At 72.4% G+C, this 20770-nt stretch carries 19 protein-coding genes and 1 rRNA gene; 10 read left to right on the top strand and 10 right to left on the bottom strand.

The features are described 5' to 3' along the window. Positions 1-221 precede the first annotated feature (221 nt). Positions 222-2579 (top strand): histidine kinase, encoded by a 2358-nt coding sequence (locus H5965_RS22500; protein ID WP_310972065.1) that lies wholly within the window; start codon positions 222-224, stop codon positions 2577-2579. Positions 2580-2606: 27 nt separating this feature from the next. Here the strand turns inward: H5965_RS22500 and H5965_RS22495 are convergent, their stop codons facing one another. Further along, positions 2607-3212, bottom strand: coding sequence for a response regulator transcription factor (locus tag H5965_RS22495; protein ID WP_310972064.1), 606 nt, complete (start codon positions 3210-3212; stop codon positions 2607-2609). 307 nt (positions 3213-3519) lie between these two features. Beyond that, positions 3520-3717, bottom strand: coding sequence for a hypothetical protein (locus H5965_RS22490; RefSeq protein WP_310972063.1), 198 nt, complete (start codon positions 3715-3717; stop codon positions 3520-3522). A gap of 456 nt (positions 3718-4173) precedes the next feature. Between H5965_RS22490 and H5965_RS22485 the strand changes: the two genes are divergently transcribed. Next, positions 4174-4920 (top strand): AraC family transcriptional regulator, encoded by a 747-nt coding sequence (locus tag H5965_RS22485; protein ID WP_310972061.1) that lies wholly within the window; start codon positions 4174-4176, stop codon positions 4918-4920. A 176-nt stretch (positions 4921-5096) separates the two neighbouring features. After that, the gene (locus H5965_RS22480) at positions 5097-5702 is read left to right on the top strand and encodes a response regulator transcription factor (RefSeq protein ID WP_310972060.1); all 606 of its coding nucleotides are present in this window, start codon (positions 5097-5099) and stop codon (positions 5700-5702) included. Positions 5703-5721: 19 nt separating this feature from the next. Here the strand turns inward: H5965_RS22480 and H5965_RS22475 are convergent, their stop codons facing one another. The 3 genes from H5965_RS22475 to H5965_RS22465 form a co-directional block, all read right to left on the bottom strand. Next, complete coding sequence (locus H5965_RS22475; protein WP_310972059.1) at positions 5722-6951, bottom strand: histidine kinase; 1230 nt, start codon at positions 6949-6951, stop codon at positions 5722-5724. 108 nt (positions 6952-7059) lie between these two features. Then, complete coding sequence (locus H5965_RS22470) at positions 7060-8490, bottom strand: SagB/ThcOx family dehydrogenase (RefSeq protein ID WP_310972057.1); 1431 nt, start codon at positions 8488-8490, stop codon at positions 7060-7062. Positions 8491-8541: 51 nt separating this feature from the next. After that, on the bottom strand, positions 8542-10839 hold the full coding sequence (locus H5965_RS22465; protein WP_310972056.1) for a TOMM precursor leader peptide-binding protein: 2298 nt from the start codon (positions 10837-10839) through the stop codon (positions 8542-8544). A gap of 220 nt (positions 10840-11059) precedes the next feature. Between H5965_RS22465 and H5965_RS22460 the strand changes: the two genes are divergently transcribed. The 3 genes from H5965_RS22460 (at position 11060) to H5965_RS22450 (ending at position 13773) form a co-directional block, all read left to right on the top strand. Beyond that, the gene (locus H5965_RS22460) at positions 11060-11749 is read left to right on the top strand and encodes a winged helix-turn-helix transcriptional regulator (RefSeq protein WP_310972055.1); all 690 of its coding nucleotides are present in this window, start codon (positions 11060-11062) and stop codon (positions 11747-11749) included. Between the two features lie 120 nt (positions 11750-11869). Continuing rightward, entirely contained in the window at positions 11870-12442 is a 573-nt protein-coding gene (locus tag H5965_RS22455; protein ID WP_310972054.1) for a hypothetical protein, read from the top strand. Then, positions 12439-13773 carry a CopD family protein gene (locus tag H5965_RS22450; RefSeq protein ID WP_310972052.1) on the top strand — a complete coding sequence of 445 codons (1335 nt, stop codon included), beginning with the start codon at positions 12439-12441 and terminating at the stop codon, positions 13771-13773. The genes H5965_RS22455 and H5965_RS22450 overlap by 4 nt, the downstream gene beginning before the upstream one ends. 13 nt (positions 13774-13786) lie before the next feature. On the opposite strand, the gene H5965_RS22445 is transcribed toward H5965_RS22450, so the two are convergent. Next, positions 13787-14455 carry a maleylpyruvate isomerase family mycothiol-dependent enzyme gene (locus tag H5965_RS22445; RefSeq protein WP_310972050.1) on the bottom strand — a complete coding sequence of 223 codons (669 nt, stop codon included), beginning with the start codon at positions 14453-14455 and terminating at the stop codon, positions 13787-13789. Between the two features lie 109 nt (positions 14456-14564). Between H5965_RS22445 and H5965_RS22440 the strand changes: the two genes are divergently transcribed. The 3 genes from H5965_RS22440 (at position 14565) to H5965_RS22430 (ending at position 17135) form a co-directional block, all read left to right on the top strand. Then, the gene (locus H5965_RS22440; protein ID WP_310972048.1) at positions 14565-15284 is read left to right on the top strand and encodes an MgtC/SapB family protein; all 720 of its coding nucleotides are present in this window, start codon (positions 14565-14567) and stop codon (positions 15282-15284) included. A gap of 120 nt (positions 15285-15404) precedes the next feature. Further along, complete coding sequence (locus H5965_RS22435) at positions 15405-16340, top strand: M protein (protein WP_310972047.1); 936 nt, start codon at positions 15405-15407, stop codon at positions 16338-16340. Positions 16341-16484: 144 nt separating this feature from the next. Continuing rightward, positions 16485-17135 carry a CPBP family intramembrane glutamic endopeptidase gene (locus tag H5965_RS22430; RefSeq protein WP_310972664.1) on the top strand — a complete coding sequence of 217 codons (651 nt, stop codon included), beginning with the start codon at positions 16485-16487 and terminating at the stop codon, positions 17133-17135. Here the strand turns inward: H5965_RS22430 and H5965_RS22425 are convergent. From H5965_RS22425 to H5965_RS22415, 3 genes are read right to left on the bottom strand one after another with little or no spacing between them, the layout of a single operon-like run. Then, complete coding sequence (locus tag H5965_RS22425) at positions 17132-17413, bottom strand: metal-sensitive transcriptional regulator (protein WP_310972045.1); 282 nt, start codon at positions 17411-17413, stop codon at positions 17132-17134. The genes H5965_RS22430 and H5965_RS22425 overlap by 4 nt on opposite strands. Before the next feature lie 56 nt (positions 17414-17469). Then, complete coding sequence (locus tag H5965_RS22420) at positions 17470-19542, bottom strand: heavy metal translocating P-type ATPase (RefSeq protein ID WP_310972044.1); 2073 nt, start codon at positions 19540-19542, stop codon at positions 17470-17472. Then, positions 19539-19745 carry a heavy-metal-associated domain-containing protein gene (locus tag H5965_RS22415; protein WP_191307862.1) on the bottom strand — a complete coding sequence of 69 codons (207 nt, stop codon included), beginning with the start codon at positions 19743-19745 and terminating at the stop codon, positions 19539-19541. Before H5965_RS22415 ends, H5965_RS22420 begins: the two co-directional genes overlap by 4 nt. A 78-nt stretch (positions 19746-19823) precedes the next feature. Between H5965_RS22415 and cobF the strand changes: the two genes are divergently transcribed. Continuing rightward, positions 19824-20591 carry a precorrin-6A synthase (deacetylating) gene (cobF, locus tag H5965_RS22410; protein WP_310972042.1) on the top strand — a complete coding sequence of 256 codons (768 nt, stop codon included), beginning with the start codon at positions 19824-19826 and terminating at the stop codon, positions 20589-20591. 55 nt (positions 20592-20646) lie between these two features. Here cobF and rrf read toward each other — a convergent pair. Next, positions 20647-20763, bottom strand: a 5S ribosomal RNA gene (rrf, locus tag H5965_RS22405). Between the last annotated feature and the right edge of the window lie 7 nt (positions 20764-20770).

Genomic DNA, 20770 nt, shown 5'->3' with positions numbered 1-20770 from the left:
GCACGGCCACTCTTCGCCGACTGTGCCGATCCGGCCACAGTCACGGCCGAATGGCTTGGTAACAACGGTTACGTGCAGTACAGGGGCGGCCTGCTTCGGGCCGAATTGGTCATACGAGCCGACGGGATGAGATAGGATTGGCCGGAAGCATGCAGACCGAGCTCAGCCCGGGTCACCGAACCCACTCCGTGCGACGCCACGACACCGGAGGATCGTTGCGCATGTCTCCGGTCGTCGACTCGAACCGCTCGGGCGCCCTTTCCGTGCCCTGGGGCACGAGCGCGGTCGACCGGCGGCCCAAGCTGGCGACCTACCTCGCCGGCTCGCTCATCACCGTGGTCGTCGCCGGCTTCGGGGCCGTGCTGCTCGTCGGCCTCATCCCCCAGGAGGTGAGCCCGGTCGCGGCCGGTTACGCCATCCTCGCGGTCGCGCTGCTCCTCGCCATCCAGCTGCTCCACTTCAGCAGGCCGTCGGTCCGCCTCGACACGAGGACCAGCCGGGTCCTGCTGGTCGTGCTGGCCCTGCTGGGCTACGTGCCGGTCCTCACCTTCGACGCCGTGTGGGCGGCGATGCCGGTCTTCTTCGGCGGCGCGGTGGTGCTGGTGCTGCCCGCCTGGTTCGCGTGGCCCCTCTTCGGCCTCAACCTCGCCGCGGTGCTGTGGATCGAGCTGCGCTACGACACTCCGCTGGAGTCGGTCTACACCGTCCTCGGCGTCGCCGCCTACAGCCTGGTCTTCGCCCAGCTTCCTCTGGTCGCCCGGATGATCCGCGAGCTGAACCTGGCCCGGACGGAGCTCGCCCGCCGCGCGGTCGCCGAGCAGCGCCTGGCCTTCGCCAGGGACCTGCACGACCTCCTCGGCATAAGCCTCTCGGCCATCGCCCTCAAGGGTGAGCTGGTGTACCGCCTGATGCGCAAGTCGAGCGAGCAGGCGCAGGCCGAGCTCGCCGAGATCACCGCCATCGCGCAGCGCACGCTCTCCGACGTCCGCGCGATGTCCCACGGCTACCGCGTGTCGCTCGAGAAGGAGTTCCGCACCGCCCAGTCGCTGCTGACCGCCTCCGACATCGCCGTGCGGATCCACCTGGACCAGGGCGACCTGCCGGTCCAGGCGCGCACCCTGCTCGCCAAGGTGCTGCAGGAGGGCGTCACCGACGTCCTGCGCCACAGCGACGTCGAACACTGCGAAATCGCGGTCCAGCAGCGGGACGGCCGGGTGTCGCTGGAGATCGTCAACGACGGCGTGAGCCCCGACGACCTGCCCACGGAGTCCGAGCTGCTCGCCCGGCTGCCGGACGAGGTGGCCGCGCTGGGCGGGACCGTGCGCAGCGGTATCGGCGAGGACGGCCGGTTCCGGCTGCTCGTCGAGCTGCCGCTGCCGGACCGGGTCGAGCCGCCGTCCACCGACGACAGCACCCAGCCGGTCGACGCGGAGTCGAAGCGAGTCCGGGTGCTCCTGCCGGTCATCTTCACCCTGTTCGGCCTCATGGCCGTCGTGCACGCGCTCCTGCTGACCACGAACGGCTGGCACATCGCGCTCGTCGCCGGGTCGCTGGCGGCGCTGCTGACCCTGCAGTTCGCCTACTTCAACCGCCCCTCCACCCGGCTGCGCTCGGGCCAGAGCATCGCGATGCTGTTCGTCCAGGCCTGCCTGATCTACCTCCCGATGCTGCCGCTGCAAGGGGACTGGGTGAGCTGGCCGTCGCTGCTCATGGGCTGCGCGCTGCTGGTCCTGCCCCCGGTCGCCGGCTGGCTGGTCTTCGCCGCGAACGCCGGCTTCTACCTCTGGCTCCAGTACGTCGCAGGGCAGGCCGGCGACGATGCCCTCTACGCGGTGGCGTTCTCCGCCGGCACGGTGATGGTCGGGCTCATCGTGTTCGGCATGCTGTGGCTGGTCCGGCTGGTCGCCGAGCTCAACCACAGCCGGCGGCGGCTGGCCGAGACCGCGGTCGCCGAGGAGCGCCTGCGCTTCGGCCGCGACCTGCACGACCTGCTCGGCATGAGCCTCTCGGCGATCGCGCTCAAGAGCGAGCTGACGGCCAGGGTGCTGCCACTGGACCGCGACCGGGCGACCGAGGAGCTGGTCGAGATCCTGGGCCTGACCAGGCAGGCTCTCTCCGACGTGCGCTCGGTGGCCAGCGGCTACCGGGAGCTGTCCCTGGACAGCGAATCCCGCTCGGCCCGCTCCGTGCTCGCCGCCGCCGACGTTCAGGTCCGGATGGAGATGCTCCAGGACGAGCTGCCCGCGCCGGTCCGCACGGTACTGGCGGTGGTGCTGCGGGAGGGCGTCACGAACGTGCTCCGGCACAGCCAGGTGGAGACCTGCGAGATCGCCCTGCACCGGGTCGACGGCGGAGTCAGCCTCGAGATCGTCAACGACGGCGTCGAGCGGTCCGGCCCGCGCCCGGTCACCCCGGTCACCCCGGCCGATCCGGCGGACGACGGAGCCGCGCGGCCCGGCACCGCGTCGGGCAGCGGCATCGGCAACCTGTCCCACCGGGTGGCCGACCTCGGCGGCGAGCTCACCGCCGGCGTGGTGGACGACGGCCGGTTCCGGTTGCGCGCCGTGGTACCCGTCTGAGCGCCGGTTTCCCGGGCGACCGGCGCTTCAGATCCAGCCGGACTCCTGGGCCCGCCGGATCGCGTCCACCCGGTTGCGGGCCCCCAGCTTCGACACCACCGTCGTCAGGTAGTTCCGCACCGTGCCCGCCGACAGGTACAGCCGGGCCGCCACCTCGACCGTCCCGTACCCCTGGGAGGTCAGCCGCAGCACGTCGAGCTCGCGGCCGGTCAGCGGGCAGTCGTCGCTGTCCCAGGCCGCCAGGGCCAGGTCGCCGTCCACCATCCGCCGTCCGGCCGCGACGCCGCGGACCGCGTGGGCCAGCTCGCCCGGCGGCGCGTCCTTCAGCAGGAACCCGCTCACCCGCGCGTCCAGCGCGCGCCGGAGCGTGCCCGGACGGCCCAGGCCGGTGAGGATGAGGGTGCGGCAGCGCGGCAGCTGCTCGCGCAGCTCACCGGCCGCGGTGAGGCCGTCCTTGCCCGGCAGGTCGATGTCGATGATGGCGACGTGCGCTTCGCTGGCCCGGGCCGCGGGAAGGATCTCGGTCCCGGAAGCGACTTCGGCCACCACCTCGATGTCGGGCTCCAGCCGCAAGAGCGCCACGAGCGCGCTCCGGACTATGTGCATGTCTTCGGCCACGAGCACTTTGATCACGAGGCGCCTCCGCCTTCACAACTCCCCAGGGCCTCAGTTAAACATTTCCGCGGGACTCCCGGTTGGGCCAAGAGGGTTCACCTCGGAGAATGCACGTAAACCTCGAAGCAATTCGATCCGACCACAACAGGACGCGCTCGGACGACTACCGGAGGTAGCAAAGCAATTTGCGTGGTGGGAAATTTTCCGATCGACTGTCCCCAGTGGACGTCAGGCGCACGCCGAGGGAGCCGGCCTCCGGGGCGAATGCACCCGGGAGACCGGCTCCCTCAGGCCCGGACCAGTGTGGACGGCAGCCGGAACCGGCTCACGCGGCGAGTTCCACCTCGCGCAGCGCTTCGATGTTCGGCCCGCAGATGGAGAAGCACACCCTCGAGTCGACGCGGCTCCCCCCTTGATCGAAACAGTCGATCACGAGACCGGTCTCGATCGAATCGGCGTTTTCGACCTCGACCCCCAGATCGACGAAAAGCGCGCGGACGTCAGCGGAAATACGTGCGGACATTGAGATCTCCCAGTGGCGAAGTAGAAGGCTTCACGTGCCATAAATAGTCCGCTCGCGGACCGTCGGGAACTAGTGCCCACATCACCGGGCATATGTGTTTTATGCCTGCTCCGCGCAGTGCGGCGACTTCCGCCGAATGGAGTATCAGAGGGCAGCAAGCGACCGGATAACGCCGTTTCGATCACTTTTCGCGCTCGCGCCATCGCGATACGCGACGGGAACGCACGGCCATCCATCGGAGGACATACCCGTCCGGGCCGCCGGAAACCGCGGTAGGCGGACCATATGCAAAACGCATGTCCGGCCTGTGCGAAACCCATCCGGAACGGTGCACTGAGCACTTAAGAAGTAGACAGCGTCCGATCTAGAGTTCTTTTCGACAAGCATTCCGCCAGCGGCCACGCGTTTCACAGGGGAACGCGGCTACCGACGCCAGGCGAGGGGAGGAGGGCCACCATGGACGAGGTTGTACGACAGGCCATGGCGCGCGCCATCACGACCATGCGGGACCACCTGGGTGACCGTCTCACCGTCGACGACCTCGCCCGGGCCGCCATGTTCAGCAAGTTCCACTTCACCCGTGTGTTCCTGCGGGCGACCGGGCTTTCCCCCGGCCGGTTCCTGTCCGCGCTGCGGCTGGCCGAGGCCAAACGGCTGCTCGCGACGACGAGCACCTCCGTGGCCAACATCAGCCACCAGGTCGGCTACAACAGCGTCGGCACCTTCAGCGCCCGCTTCAGCGGCAGCGTGGGGCTGTCACCGAGCGGCTACCGGCAGACCAGGGGCCTGCCGCCGCGGATCCTCGAACGCGCTGACCAGGCCCCCTCGGGCAGCACCCTGCGCGGGAACATCCGCTGCCCGTACGGGACCGCAGGCACCGTATTCGTCGGCTTGTTCCCGGCGAAGATCACCGAAGGCCGTCCCGCGCGGTACGCGATCCTGTCCGGGCCGGGACCGTACGCGCTGGCCGACGTGCCGCCCGGCGCCTGGTACGTCATCGCCCACGCCTTCGCCGCCGGCTACGACGACGACCGCGGGCCACGGCCCTACACCGGGCTCGCCGGCCCGGTGCCGGTGCACCGCGGGGTCACCGCCGTGCTGGCCGACGTACGGCTGCGGCCGCGCCACAGCTTCGACCCGCCGGTACTGCTGGCGCTGCCGGACCTGCGGCCGTCGGCCGTCCGGCGGCCCGTGGCGGTCTGAGCGCGTCCGCCGAACCGGGGAAGGCGGTCACGCCGGGCTTCCGGCCGGCGATCGAGCGTCGTGGGGACGGCGCCGATCGCCGGCATTCCGGGCGGCGGAAATTGCCTTCCGGCGGGATCCGGTGGCGTACCATTCTCACGGGGAGACCGTCCTGCTGGGGGAAGTGAGGTCACACCGTGATCAGAGTTTTGCTGGCCGAGGACATGGATATGGTCCGCGGCGCGCTTGTCGCCTTGCTCAACCTCGAATCCGACATCGAAGTGGTCGCGGAAGTCGATTCCGGCGACGAGATCCTCCCCGCGGCGAAGGCGGCCCATCCGGACGTCGCCGTCATCGACATCGATCTGCCCGGGAAGGACGGTCTGACGGCGGCCACCGAGATCCACGAAAGCCTGCCGGAATGCCACACCCTGATCCTCACCAGCCTCGGCCGGCCGGGCACCGTCCGCCGCGCCCTGGACGCCAAGGTGAACGGCTTCCTGCTGAAAGACGCGCCTTCGGACAAGCTGGCGAACGCGGTCCGCTCGGTGGCCGTCGGCCGTCGCGTCATCGACAGCGAGCTCGCCCTGTCCGCCTGGGAAGCCGACGACTGCCCGCTCACCCCCCGTGAGCTGGAGATCCTTTCGCTGGCGGCCCGCGGCCGCAACGTGTCCGACATCGCCGCGGACCTGTTCCTGTCGCCCGGAACGGTCCGCAACTACCTGGCCGCGTCCGTGACGAAGCTGAACGCGCGCAACCGGGTCCACGCGATCCGGATCGCCACCGAAGCCGAATGGCTGTAACGGCTCCGGACGCCGTTCATCAGGCCGGTGCCCGCAGCGGGACGACCGCGCACAGCCGGTGCGTCCCGTCCGGCCGCACCCCCACCGACAGCTCGCCGCCGAGGGCTTCCACGCGGTAGGTGAGGTTCCGCAGCCCGGAGCCGCGGTTCTCGCCCGCGGGCGGGTCTTCGCCGGCGGACGGGACCCCGTCGTTGGCCACCTGCAGCCGCACCGCGCCCGCCGCCGCCACGACCGAGAAGTCGCACCAGACGGCCTTGCTGTGCCGGATGACGTTCGTGACGCTCTCGCGCAGGACCGCCGCCAAGGTCGTCGCCACCGGCGACGGCAGGTCGCCGGGCAGCTGCCCGTCGAAGCCGACCGTGATGCCCGCCGCCCGCAGCACCGAGGCGGCGGACCGGCACTCCTCCGCCAGCGACATCTCCCGGGACCCCGCCGCGATCGCCCGGACGTCCGCCAGCGCCTTGCGGGAGATCGTGAGCAGTTCGGCCAGCTCGGCCTGCGCGGCCTGCGGGCTGTCGTCGACCAGGCGCCGGATCAGCTCCACCCTGAGCGTGATCGCCGAGAGGCTCAGGCCGAGCAGGTCGTGGGTGTCCCGGGAGAACCGGCGGCGTTCCTCGGCGACCACCTGGGCGGCGACCTCCCGCCTGCCGTCCTCGTCCAGGGCGGCCGCGCCGGCGAGCCACGCCAGCCCGAACACCGCGAAGGCCGTCACCGCGGTGAGCAGCGCGGCTCGCAGGCCGTCCGCGACGGCCGCCGGCCCGGCGGCCCGCACGGCCAGTGCCCCGGCCCCGGCCGTCACGAGCACCAGCACCGGGACGGCGACGCGCAGCCGGGCCACCAGCGGCAGGCTGCCCAGGAAGAAACAGCTGAACACGGCCCATGCCGCGCCGAACTCCGGCACCGGGGCCAGGCCCAGCACGGCCTCCAACGCCAGCGCGGTGCCACGGAACCGGGTCCGCCTGCGCCCGAACGCGGCCAGGTGGACCAGGACCAGCGCCCCGCCGCACCCGCAGGCGGCCAGGACCACCGCCCGGTCCGCCGCCTCCTGCAGCGGGATGAGGAGACAGAGCAGCCCGATGGCGACGCAGCCGCCGGCTTGCGCGAACCGGGCCGGCCGCGGCGGGAACGGGCGGCCCGCCGGACCGTCCACGGCCCCGGGCCGCGCGGGTCCCGCCCGCGGGACGAAGCCACGACGGACCCGGCGCTTGCCGGGCCCGGCCGGACCGGCCGGTTTCGCCGCCGAAACCACCGCTGCGCCTCCCCAGTACCCCAGTTGCCCCCTCGCGGAACCTCCCCAGACGTCCGCCCGGCAAATCTAACAGCCGGAACCGCGATCCGGGCATTCCCGCCACCGGGCTCACCCGGGCAAGTTCAGGACACATTCGCCGACGCTGACCTCGGCGGGCCACTCGAGCTTCAGCGCCCGGTCGACGCGGTCGCCGGCGTCCACGGGCACGGCGTGCGCGGTCAGCCCCATGGCCTTCGCGGCGAGGGAGAACACCTGCTGCAGCGCCCCGACGTGGAGCAGGGTCGTGGCGTACGCCGCCCCGCCGAGGACCCAGGCGATCCGCGACATGCGGGCCGTCATCGTCAGCAGCACCGACGGCCGGGCGTGGCCGCCCGCGGCGACCATCGCCATGTCCAGCAGGCCGTCCAGGACCGGGAGGTCGTCGTTGATCAGGGTGAGCGTGTGCCACAGCGGGTCGTAGTGGTAGATCCCGCGGGTCAGGTCGTCGCAGCGGTTGATGCCGACGTAGATCTCGAGCTCGTACAGGCAGGCGACGCTGAAGTACGGCCGTTGCGACGCCTCGTGCGCCAGGCCGCCGGGCAGGTGCGCCGGGCCGACCGAGCGGACCCGGGCCGCCCGGAACAGGAACTCGCCGATCAGCCGCGCCGGCAGGGCGCGCTCGCTGAACTCCGGGCGGGTGTGGTCGCGCTCGAGCAGGCTGGTCAGCGTCGGGTCCCTGGCCGCCAGCACGGCCGGGTCCGGCCGGTACAGCGGGAACGTCGGCCCCGCGGTGACCTGCTTGACCACGGGCGGCTCGCGCATCTCGCGAGCCGCGTCCGGATCCGGCGCCGCCCCCTTCTGCCAGGTCCGGCTGCGGGTGTGGAACAGCAGGTCGTCCGGCGACCAGACACTGAGGTCGGGCCCGCCGGACTCGGCGAACCCGCCGTCGGGCCGGGCGAGCAGCACCACCCCGGCGGCGACGAGGAAGGACAGGACGTCGGCCACGACGGCCGAGGGCACCCCGGCCGTCCCGGCCAGCTCGTCGACCGTTCTCGGCGCGGCCAGCGACGACGCGATCACCACGGCGGGCGAGCTGGACAAGACGACCTTGTACCGCGCTCCCGCCGACTCGGCGAGCAGCGTGCCACCGTCGGCGCGCAGCGAGGTGAACCGCGAGAGCCGGACGCGCCGCGCCGCCGGCAGCGGGCCGACCGGGAACGCGGGGTTCTGCGTCACCGGGATCGCCGACAGCAACGGCCCCTGGCCGTCGTTGAGCGCGAGGGAGTGCACCACCGAACCGGAGAGCCGGTTGAGCACCTTCCGCAGCGACACCCGCGACTCGTCCTGGCCGGTCACGGCCAGGTTGGCCATGGTCACCGGGCCGAGCACCATCCGGTCGAGCGACGCGCGGACTTCCTCGGGCGTGCCGGGGAACTCGTACTCCCCCCACCACGTGACGGCGACGAGCGTCCCGTCGTCCGCGGCTTCGAGCAGGGTGTCCTCGGTCAGGGACAGCAACCGGATCGTTTCGGCGCGTCCCTCCGGGCTGTCGGGGGTCAACGGGTGCTCCTACGCGAGGGGTGAAGTGCTCTTCCGGGACACTCCAGGGTGCTAGAGGAAGATGGGGAACGGGTTGAGCCGCTCGTACGGCGTCGGCTCGGCGAGCCTGCCCAGCCGCACCGGAACGTCGAACAGTCGTCCGGGCGCGTAGCGGGCCCAGAACGGCCGCAGCCCCGGCGCGAGCACCTTGACCACCGGGATCCCCACGTCGGGCCGGGTCTGGTCGAGCACGAGCAGTTCCGTGCCGGCCGCCGCCAGCGTCCGGCCCAGCGCCACCACGTCGTCGCGCACGTCCGGGCGGTGGACGAACCGGAAGTCCGCCGGGACGCGCATCCGCACGCCCGCGGCGGGCCGGAGGTACGGCTGGTTGGCGACCGTCGCGTACCGGAGCCAGCGGGCCGCGTCCGGGTCGTCGAGCTCGTGTCCGAACTGGAGCACGTCGGGGATCATCTGGTTCAGCTCGGTGACCGCGCGGCGGAGGGCGATCCGCGGGTCGAGGTGGGCCCCGAAGCCGAAGATGACGTGCTCGTGCGGCCCGTCGGTGCGCCGCGAGAGCGCCACGACCACCGGGACGCCGAGGTCCGACGTCACGTCGAGCGCCCACAGCTCGCGGCCGATGCCCGCGTAGCCGCCGATCATCTCCTCCAGCCACGGGTCGCCGAAGGACGCGAGATCCACCCCCGGCACCGGCGTCCGGTTGTACCACCACAACGCGACGGCGTCCCGTTCGACGAGCTCCAGGGTGCCTTGCAGGACGGCGTCCTCGAGGCTGCTGCCGGCCGCCGCGCCGTTGGAGTCCGGGCGCAGGCCGCGGATCCCGCAGCCGGTGGGCGCGCCGTAGTACAGGAACCCGGTCGGCAGGAGGCGGCGCCGGCCCGCCAGCGTCCACACCGGGGTCCAGTCGATCACGTCCGAGGTGTCGAAGGGCGCGCCGACGTGCTGGAACAGTCCGTGCGCCGCGTTGCAGGCCGCGCGCTCCCGGTACTGCCGCTCGGCGAACAGCATGCAGTCGTTGGGGTGGACCGCCTCCGCGCCGAGGTCGTCGAACGAGGCCCGGATCCGCAGTTCGTCACCCTGGAAGTTGCCGGAGAAGCGCTCCGCCGCTTCGCAGAGCGCGCCGACCTCGGCGTCGAGGGGACTGACGCCCTTGCCGCCGTTCTCCCCGCGCAGCCCGGCCTGCAGCCCGACGACGCCGGTGAGGGCGCGGGCGACGTTCGTCCCCGACCGGTAGGCGTTGACGAACGGCGGCGCCGCCGGGTCGGGCCGGACCGCCTTCACGATCCCGGTGACCGGGCTGACGAGGTGCCGGTACCGCTCGAGCATCTGGGCCGGCGTCGCGGTGCGGTGCCCCCCGCCGGTCGAGGTGGCCTTCCGGGCCTCCCGCAGCTCGATCGGCCGGGCGGACCGCTGGGTCACGAGCGTGGCGTCCCCGCAGCCGGGGCACTGCGGGCGGCGGCGCAGCTGGTGCAGCTCGCCCTGCAGGCTGAGGGTGTCGAGCACCCAGACGCTCTCCTGGCCGCGGTGGCGGTAGCCGGCCAGCCACTTGCTGGCCTCCAGCGCCACCAGGTGGGCCGCCGCCGCGGTGAGCGGCGGCAGCGCGGCGGCGGGGTGGCGCGCGGGGCCGACGTGACCGAGGACCTCCTGGGCGCACGCTTCGGCGTGCCGGTGGGCCCACAGCCGGTTGGTCAGGCACATCCAGCACGCCGACTCGTGCGGCCGCAACACCGGCCCGATCCAGACCTGGGCGCCGAACGGGCGCGCCAGCAGCCACGGCCGTCCGGTGCGGCGGTGCTCGGCGTCGACCTCGCCCAGCCGCGGGTCGAGGTAGTCGGTGCACAGGACCACGCTCAGGTCGGGCTCGCCGGTCCCGCCGACGACGTCGAGGGCCGCGCCCGCCAGCGCCTGCTCGACGGGCCGCGTGTCGACGTCCTCGCCGACCGCGATCAGCCGGATGCTGCCGCGGGTGTCGCCGGCCGCGACCTCGCCGGCGTCGATGCCGCACGCGTCCCAGTAGGCGAGCTCCCGTTCGTCGGCCCCGGGCCCGGCCGCCTCGCGCACGGCCACCAGGCCCGCCTCGACGAGCTGGGCCACCAGCGCCGCGACCTCCTCGGGCGCCATCCCGTCCGGCCGCGCACCGAGCACGTCGGCCAGTTCCCACGTCCCGTCCAGCAGCGGCGCGAGCGATTCGATGCGGGCGCCCCGCATCGCGATGACCCCGCGTTCGGAGAACAGGTACGCGCCGTTGCCGTTGCTGACCTCGGCGCGCAGGTGCCGTTTGAAGCCGAGCACGCGGCCGCGCGCGTGCGACGTCGACGGGTGGAAGGCGGGGTGCACGGCCGATCCGCTCATTTCAACTCCCTGCCGCCGGTGCGCACAATCCGAGAAACCGGATTCTTCTCCGGCGGCCGGACCTGCGGCCAGTGCGCAGTACACCTGCCCGGGATGCGAAACACACGGCACCTCCCGTGAAATCCACAGCGAAGGCGTGCACACCGCACTGGCCCGGCGGCCGAGCGGGTCGTCAACCTGGATCCCGAGCGTCCGATGCGACCCACAGTGAGGACCGAGTATGACGACCACACGCACCTACGGACAGTTCTGCGGACTGGCGCGTGCTCTCGAAATCATCGGCGAGCGGTGGTCCATGCTCGTCATCCGCGACCTGATCCTCGGCCCGAAGCGCTTCACGGACCTGCAGCGAGGCCTGCCCCGCATCCCGGCGAGCATCCTGTCGTCCCGGCTCAACGAGCTGGAGCAGGCCGGCGTCGTCCGCCGCCGCGTCCTGCCGCAGCTCGACGCCGGCCTGGTCTACGAGCTCACCGAGTACGGCAGCGAACTGGACCACATCCTGCTGGACCTCGGGCTGTGGGGCGCGCGCTCGCTCGGCCACCCGAAGGGCGACGACGTCTTCACCACCGACGCCGCCATCCTCTCGCTCTACACGACGTTCCAGGAGGAAGCCGCACGCGGCGTGCACGTGACGTACGTGGTGCGCCACAGCGGCTCGCTGATCGTCCACGCCATGATCGACGACGGAACGCTGAAGGTGAGCAGCGGCGACCACCCCTCGGCGGACATCGTCATCGAGCCGCAGGGGCCGGTGCTGATCGACCTGTTCAACGGCGACTTGACCGCGGCCGAGGCGATGGCGTCCGGCCGGGTGAAGATCGAAGGCGCGTTCGCGCACCTGGAGCTGTTCACCAAGCTGTTCCGGATCCCCCCGAAGCCGGAGCTCTCCGACGGCCTCACCCTGCACTGAGCCGCCCCGGGGTGCGGCCGGCCGACCCCGCGAAATGGGCAATCCGGAGTAACGGAGCGGGCCGCCGGGAGGCTTATCGTCGGAAAGCCGAGATTCGGTCCTTCGAGAAGGGGCACTTGCATGTCGACCTCCGAGTTCGTTCGGCCGGCCGGCTTCCTGGGGACGCTCAACGGGAAGTACCACAACCGGGCCCTCGCCGTGTTCATGGTGATCGTGGTGGCCCACTGGGCCGAGCACATCGTCCAAGCCGTGCAGATCTACGGGTTCGGGTGGCCCACCTCGCGGGCGCGGGGAGTGCTCGGGATGCCGTTCCCGTGGCTCATTTCGCAGGAATGGCTGCACTACGGCTACGCGCTCGTGATGCTGGTGTTCCTGTGGATCCTGCGGTACGGCTTCGCCGGCCGGTCGCGGCAGTGGTGGAACCTCGCGCTCGCCATCCAGTTCTGGCACCACATCGAGCACCTGCTGCTGTTCATCCAGGCGCAGTCGGGCTGGCGGCTGGCCGGGCAGAAGGTGCCCACGAGCATCATCCAGCTGCTCGTGCCGCGAGTGGAACTACACCTGTTCTACAACACGATCGTCACCATCCCGATGATCGTCGCGGTCGTCCTGCACCGGCGTGCCTCGGTCGCCGAGCACGAGCTGAGCGGCTGCGTCTGCGGGCTGCCGAAGGCCGCCCTCGCCGCGTCGTGAAGCGAGCGCTGGCCCTGCTGGCCTTCCTCACCGGCTGGCTCGTGCTCGGCGCCGTTCCGGCTTCGGCCCACGTCGAGATCGTCTCGTCGGCCCCGGGGGACGGCGCCCGCCTGAGCGCGGCGCCGCCCCTGGTGTCGGTCACCCTTTCGGAGAACGTCGGGATCCAGCCCGGGTCGATCAAGGTCGTCGACCTCGCGGGCACGCGGGCCGACACCGGGCCGGTGTTCCAGCCCGGCGACGTCGCCGAGCAGCTCGCGGTGCGGCTGAAGCCGGGCCTGCCGGACGGCAGCTATCTGGTCGAATACGCCTTCGTCTCGGCCGACTCCCACCCGGTGCGCGGCACCTTCGCGTTCGTGGTGGGCACCGGGCCGCTGGTGACGTCGGCCGGCGCGGTGTCGGCGGCGACCGGCACCGACGCGGCCGTCGACGCCGTGTCGACGGGCGTGCGCTGGCTGGCCTACCTCGGAGTCGTGCTGCTCGGCGGGCTGGCGTTCGTGGTGCTGTGCCGTCCGGCGGCCCGCGCCGACCCCCGTGCCCGGCGGCTGCTGCGCTGGGGCGCCGGCCTCGTCGCGGCGACGACCGTCGCGGCGTTCGTGCTGCAGGGCCCGTACGCGACCGGGCGGAACCTCGAAGCGGTGTTCGACACCCGGCTTCTGGCGGACACCCTGCGCGTCGCCTACGGGAAGCTGCTGCTGCTCCGGCTGGCCGCGGTGGCCGTGCTGGCGCTGCTGCTGCCCCGGCTGCTGCGGCCGGACCTGCCGGAACGGCTGCGCTCCCGCTACGAGAACCTGGCCGTGGTGACCGGCTTCCTCGTGCTGCTGACGTTCTCGGCCACCGGCCACCCGGTCACCGACCCGATCATGTTCGTCTCGGTCTCGGCGGACCTGGTGCACTTCGGCGCGATCGCCGTCTGGGCGGGCGGCCTGGCCCAGCTGGCCCTGTGCCTCCACCGCCCGGCAGCCGACGAGGACCTGGTTCCCGTGGCGATGCGCTTCTCCCGCATCGCGGGCGGAGCGGTGACGGCCGTCGCGCTCAGCGGCGCCGTGCTGGCGCTGCGCATCATGCCGTCGCTGTCGTCCCTCTGGACGACCCGGTTCGGCCTGCTGGTCCTGCTGAAGATCGCGGGCTTCGCGGTGCTGCTGGCGGTGGCGAGCCGCTCCCGCCGGGCGGTGCGCCGGAGCCTGACCCCGGCGGCACCGCCGGAAGGCGCGACGAAGACGGTGACGGCGGACCTGCGCCGCCTGCGCCAGGCAGTGGTGGTGGAGGTGCTGCTCAGCGTCGTGGTGCTGGCCCTGGCCGCCCTCCTGACGGTCACCCCGCCGTCCGGCTGAGCCCCGCCGCCCGTCAGACGCCCGGCTGGGCGGGCGGCGCGAACGGCCCCCAGCCGAACGCGGGCAGCCACGGCTCGGGCGCCGTGCTCCAGGCCAGAGCCGCGAGCTGGGCAAGGGACCGTCGTCCGGCCAGGGAGCGGTAGAGGTCGTGGGTGGGCGCGGTCACCGTCGCCGCCGGACGGCCGGCACCTGCCGTCCACTCCGCACCCGACGTCGTGCGCAGCCGCAGCGACGGCAACCGGCGTGCCGTGATCGAGCCGGACAGTCCGCTGACCAGCACTTCGAAGCTCGGCGCCTCGGCCGCGTGGTCCTCCGGCGGCGCGACGCCGAGGGCCGCGCACAGGTCCAGCTCGTGGGTGTAGGCGTCCATCACCATCACCGCGCCACTGCGCCCGCCCGCGTCCTCGAGCCGCCGGTCGAGCTCCTCGCCGACGTCGTCCCAGTGGTCGAGCAGCTCCGGCACCGCCACGGCCCCGGCCGGCGACACCGGGCCGCCGCCGTGGCGCGCCAGGACCCGCCCGGCGATCGCCGTGAGGTGGCCGAGCAGGTCCGTGACAGTCCACTCCGGACACGCCGGGACCCGGTGGAACCCCGCGCCGGGCCGTCCCCCGAGCAGGTCGCGGACGCCGCGGCGCACGGCGCGGTAGGCCACGAAGTCCGGAACCGGCAGGCTCGCTGTCACGAGTCCTCCTCGCCTGGCACGATCGGGGGCGTCCGGCCCAGTATGCCCAGGTGACGGCGCCGCGGTTCTCCCCGCTTGCCGGCCACCGGAAACCCTGGAGGTCACGAACTTGCCCACCCTGTGGTCCACGCCGGCGCAGTGGAGCCTGCTCCCGCCGGTCCTGCTCGCACTCGTGCTGAGCGTCGCCATCGGGCTCGAACGCGAGGCCGGCATGAAGGCCGCCGGGCTGCGGACGCACAGCCTGGTCGGCGTCGGCTCGGCCGTGTTCATGCTGGTGTCGAAGTACGGCTTCGCCGATCTGCTCGGCTTCGAGCACGTCTCGCTCGACCCGTCGCGGATCGCCGCCCAGATCGTTTCCGGCATCGGCTTCATCGGCGGCGGGCTGATCTTCGTCCGCCGGGACGCGGTGCGCGGGCTGACCACGGCGGCGACGATCTGGCTGACCGCCGCGGTCGGCACGGCGTGCGGGGCCGGGCTGCCGGTGCTCGCGGCCGGCACGACGATCGGGCATTTCGTGGTGACCCGGGGCTTCCCGCCGCTGCAGCGGTTCGTGGCCCGGCACCGCCGGGAACCACCGGTGGTCCGGCTGAGCTACCTCGACGGCCACGGCGTGCTGCGCGCGGCGCTGGCCGTGTGCACCGGGCGCGGGTGGGCGGTGCACCACGTCGAGGTCGACCACGAATCCGTTTCCGAAGAGGGGCAACGGATCGCGGTCGTGACGCTGCGCCTGGACGGCCGCGGTGATCTCTACGACCTGGCCGCCGAACTGGCCGAGCTGCCCGCCGTCCGGAGCACGTCCACCGGGCTCGGAGAACCGCTCGACGAATGATCGGCCGCCCGGGCAGCGCGCGGAGGCGGGTTTGCGGCACACTGGAGTGCACACGGAAATCCCCGGTGCCGCAAGGAAAACGTGCGGCCCAGGAGAAACCATCCAATTCGGAGGTGAGGCATGGCCCCCGGCGGCGGCGAGGACGTGGCGAACACGCAGCCCGGATTCGACCTGGCGTGGCGCGGTTTTCACCGGGCCCAGGTCGCGGAGTACGTCGCGTGGGCCGAGGCCGAGATCCGCAGACTCACCGCGGAGCGGGACTCCGCGCGGCGCCGCGGGACCGCGCTCGCCGAGGAGAACCACGAGCTGCGTGTCAAGATCGACCGGATCAGCATGACCCCGATCCCCGCGGACGCCCTGCAGGAGCGCTCCCGCCGGATGATCGAGCTGACCCGCGAGGAAGCGGCCGAAATCACCGCGGCGGCAACGGAAACCGCGGAGCGGATCCGCCGGGACGCCGAGGCGGAGGCCGTCCGGCTCACGGAGAAGGAACGCCGGCTGGTCGCCGAGGCGGAGGCCGAACGCGAGCGGCAGCGCGCCGAGCACGAGGAACTCCTGCGCGCGGCCGAGCAGCGTCGCAAGGAACTCGACGAGGCCGCGGCACACCGCCGTGCCCAGCTGGAAGAGGACCACACCCGCGCGATGACCGTGCGCCGCGCCGACGCGATGCGCGAGCTGGCCGAGCAGTCTGCGGCCGCCCGAGCGAAGGCCGACCAGCTGGTCGCCGAAGCGCGGCAACACGGCGAAACCCTGGTCACGACCGCGGAAACCGAGCTGGCCGCGGCCCGGGAGAAGGCCGAGAAGCTGGTCACCGACGCGACCAAGCACGGCGAATCCCTGGTCGAGGCGGCGCAACGCGAGGTCACGGCCCTCGCGGAGGTCCGCGACGAGCTCAAGGCGAGCCTGACGGGCTGCCGGGCGCTGCTGGCCGACGCGGCCGTCGCCCTCGACGACCGTCCCGCGTCGTTCGACCCGGAAGCCACCCTGCCGATGTCGAAAAGAGTGCCGATCCAGCGCCGGTCACCGGCGGACGACCTCACCGACGCGGTAGGTTGACCTGCGCCGCGGCATCGGCGCAGGTCAGGACGTCGTGACGGCCGGCAGTCCCCACGGTGGCTTCACCGGGACCGCGGGAGCCGGTCCTTGACCGAAGCCGCGACGTTCCCCCCGCGGCGGGTGTTCGCGCTGGTCGCCGCGGTCATGACGCTCGGCGCGTCGACCACGCTGGCCAACCGCGTGTTGCCCGGCTGGGCGTACCCGGTGTGCGGGCTGGTGACGGCGCTCGTGCTGGTCGCGCTGGGCCGGGCGGCCGGCTGCTCGTGGACGGACCTGGGGCTGAGCCGGCTCCGGCGTCCCGCGCTCGCCGGCCTGGCCGGCGCGGCTTCGGTGGCGGTCGTCTTCGGGATCGCGCTGGCCGTGCCGTCGCTGCGCACGGTCTACCAGGACGGCCGCGTCGGCGACCCCGATTTCGCGCAGCTGCTGTGGCTGACCTGCGGCCGGATCCTGTTCGGCACGGTCCTGATCGAGGAGGTCGCGTTCCGCGGTGTGCTGCCCGGTCTGTTCGGCGCGGACGACGACCGGTGGCGCTGGCCGCCGATCCTGTGCTCGGCCGCGCTGTTCGGGCTCTGGCACGCGCTGCCTGCCCTCGCCATCGGCCGCAACGCCGCCGTGCACGCCGTGTTCGGCTCGACGCCGGTGGTGGTGCTGCAGGTGCTGGCGATGGCCGCGGCGGGCGTCGCCGGGATCTTCCTGCACTGGTGGCGCCACCTCGGCCGGGGCGTGCTCGCGTCGGTGATCGTGCACTTCACGACGAACGCGGGCGGCCTCACCCTGGCCGTGCTGGTCCGCTAGGACCGCACCAGCCGCGCGATGGCGTCCGAAGCTTCCCGGACCTTCAGATCGGCGTCCTCGCCGCCCGCCGCGGCCGCCTGGACGACGCAGGTGGCCAGGTGCTCGTCGAGCAGTTCGAGCGAGAACGACTGGAGCGCCTTCGTCGCCGCGGAGACCTGGGTCAGGATGTCGATGCAGTACTTGTCCTGCTCGACCATGCGCTGCAGCCCGCGGATCTGACCCTCGATCCGGCGCAGGCGCTTCAGATAGGCTTCCCGCTCGGTGCCGTAACCCGTCATCGCCCACCTGTCCCCGTCGTCGGCCTTCCTCACCCCGACTATACCCTCCCGGGGTGTCAGCGGAACCGGCGCAACCGCAGGCTGTTGCTCACCACGAAGGCCGACGAGCAGGCCATCGCCGCCCCCGCGATCATCGGGTCGAGCAGGCCGAGCGCCGCGAGCGGCAGCGCCGCCACGTTGTAGGCGAACGCCCAGAACAGGTTCCCCTTGATCGTGGCGAGGGTGCGGCGGGCCAGCCGGATCGCGTCGGCCGCGGCCCGCAGGTCTCCTCGCACCAGCGTCAGGTCGCCGGCTTCGATGGCCGCGTCGGTGCCCGTGCCCATCGCCAGGCCCAGGTCGGCCTGCGCGAGCGCGGCCGCGTCGTTGACGCCGTCACCGACCATCGCCACCACGCGGCCCTCCGCCTGCAGCCGCTTGACGACGTCGACCTTGCCCTCGGGCAGCACCTCGGCGACGATCTCGCCGATCCCGGCTTCGGCGGCGATCGCCCGCGCCACGCCCGCGTTGTCACCGGTCAGCAGGATCGGCTCCAGGCCGAGTTGCCGCAATTCGGCGACGGCCCGCGCGGACGTCGGCTTGATCGTGTCGGCGACGGCCAGCGTCCCGTGCAGCTCGCCGTCCCAGGTCACCCCGACCGTGGTCACGTCGCCACCCGGCGCCCGCCCGACGCTGACGACGCGTCCTTCGACCACCCCGGCCACGCCGACACCCGGCGTGCTGCGGAATTCGGTGACGGCGGGCAATGCGCCGAAGCGCTCGCGGGCGGCGTCGGCGATGGCGCGGCCGATCGGGTGTTCGGAAGCGGCCTCGACGGCGCCCGCAAGCCGGAGCACCTCGCCGTCGCCCTCGACGAGCGTCATCCGGCCGGTGGTGACGGTGCCGGTCTTGTCGAGCACGACGGTGTCGACGCGCCGGGTCGACTCGAGCACCTCGGGCCCTTTGATCAGGACGCCCAGCTGCGCACCGCGGCCGGTGCCCACGAGCAGTGCCGTCGGCGTCGCGAGGCCGAGCGCGCACGGGCAGGCGATGATCAGCACGGCCACGGCCGCGGTGAACGCCGCGTCCGCCGAGCCGCCGGTCGCCAGCCAGCCGACGAGGGTCGCCAGCGCGGCGAAGACGACCGCCGGGACGAACACCGCCGAGACCCGATCGGCCAGGCGCTGGACCTCGGCCTTGCCGTTTTGCGCCGACTCGACGAGCCGCGCCATCTGCGCCAGCCGGGTGTCCGCGCCGACGCGCGTGGCGCGCACGAGCAGCCGCCCGCCGACGTTGACGGTGGCACCGGTGACCGCGTCGCCCGGACCGACCTCGACCGGGACCGACTCGCCGGTCAGCATGCTGGTGTCGACCGCCGACCCGCCTTCGGTGACCACGCCGTCGGTGGCGATCTTCTCGCCGGGCCGGGCCACGAAGACGGCACCGACCTGCAAGTCCTTGATCGGGACGAGGTGCTCTTCGCCGTCGAGGAGCACGGTGACGTCCTTCGCCCCGAGGTCCATGAGGGCGCGGAGGGCGGCGCCGGCCCGGCGCTTCGACCGCGTCTCGAAGTGGCGGCCGGCCAGGATGAACGTGGTGACCGCGGCGGCCACCTCGAAGTACAGGTGGTGGTGGCCGTCGCCGAGAAGGAGCGCGTACAGCGACCAGGCCACGGAAGCGACGACGCCGAGTGAGATCAGCGTGTCCATCGTGGCGGTGGCGTGCCGCAGGTTGACCCCGGCGGCGCGATGGAACGGCCACGCGCCCCAGGTCACGACCGGGGCGGCGAGGACGAGCGACACCCACGGCCAGGCCGCGGACTGCCAGGCGGGGACCATCGCGACGACGACCAGCGGGACAGTGAGCGAGGCGGACACCAGCAAACGTTTGCGCAGCTCGCGTGGGTCATCCGGCGCCTCGGGCTCGGGCAGCCGTGCCGAGTAGCCGGCGGCTTCGACGACGGCCTTGAGGTCGTCGACTGAGAGCCCGCTCGGGTAGCTGACCCGGGCTTTCTCGGTGGCGTAGTTGACCGTCGCGGTCACGCCGTCGACCTTGTTGAGCTTCCGCTCGACGCGAGCCGCGCAGGACGCGCACGTCATCCCGCCGATGGCGAGCTCGACGCGGGCCGCGGCCGACACCTCGGTGGAGTTCACGCGACCAGGCGGTAGCCGGCCTCGGTGACGGCGGCGGCGACCGCGTCGGTGGTCAGCGGCGCGTCGCTGGTCACGGTCACGCGGCCGCTCTCGACGTCGACGTCCACGCTTTGGACGCCGTCGATCTCGGAGACCTCCTCGCGGACCGAGGTGGCGCAGTGCCCGCAGGTCATGCCCTCGACGGTGTAGGTCGCTTCGGCCATCTCCCGCTCCTTTCGCTCTTCTTCCTTTATACCCATCGGGGGTAGGGGTTCACCGATCGCCCCCGGCACACTCCCGGCATGCGGAAGATCTACGCGATCGGGATCGGCGCCGGCGACCCGGAGCACCTGACGGTGCAGGCCATCGACCGGCTCAACCGCGTCGACGTGTTCTTCGTGCTCGACAAGGGGGCGGAGAAGAGCGACCTGGTCCGGTTGCGGCAGGAGATCCTCGACCGGTTCGTGACGCGCCCGGGCTACCGCGTGGTGCTGGCGGAGGACCCGCCCCGCGACCGGACCCCGGCGGACTACCGGGCCGCGGTCGCCGACTGGCACGCGGCCCGCGCGGCCGTGTACGAGAACCTGATCCGCTCGGAACTGGGGCCCGCCGAATCCGGCGCCTTCCTGGTGTGGGGCGATCCGTCGCTGTACGACAGCACGATCGCGCTGATCGAGGCGGTGCTGGCCCGGGGGAACGTGGAGTTCGAGTACGAGGTCGTCCCGGGCATCAGCAGCATCTCGGCGCTGGTGGCCCGGCACCGGACGACGATGAACCAGATCGGCCGCGCGGTCCAGCTGACGACCGGCCGCCGATTGGCGACGGGCTGGCCGGAGGGCGTCGACGACGTGTTCGTGCTGCTGGACGCCCACACGACGTTCGACCGCTTCGCGTCGGAGGGCCTGCACATCTTCTGGGGCGCTTACATCGGCACGCCGGACGAGATCCTGCTGTCCGGTCCGCTCACCCCGGCGCTGGCGGCGCACATCCGTGAGGTGCGGGCGGAGGCGCGGGAGCGGCGCGGCTGGATCATGGACACGTACCTGCTCCGGCGGCCGGCCCGGGAATAGCGGAAGGCCCCGGGAGAACCGTGGGGTTCTCGACCGGGGCCTTCCGTTCAAGTAAGTTCGGCGGTGTCCTACTCTCCCACAACCCTTCGGTTGCAGTACCATCGGCGCTGTCAGGCTTAGCTTCCGGGTTCGGAATGGGACCGGGCGTTTCCCTGACGCTATAACCACCGAAACACTAC

It is taken from the genome of Amycolatopsis sp. 505 (assembly GCF_031625235.1).
Classification (GTDB): Bacteria; Actinomycetota; Actinomycetes; order Mycobacteriales; family Pseudonocardiaceae; genus Amycolatopsis.
This window is presented reverse-complemented; position numbering and strand designations above follow the sequence as displayed.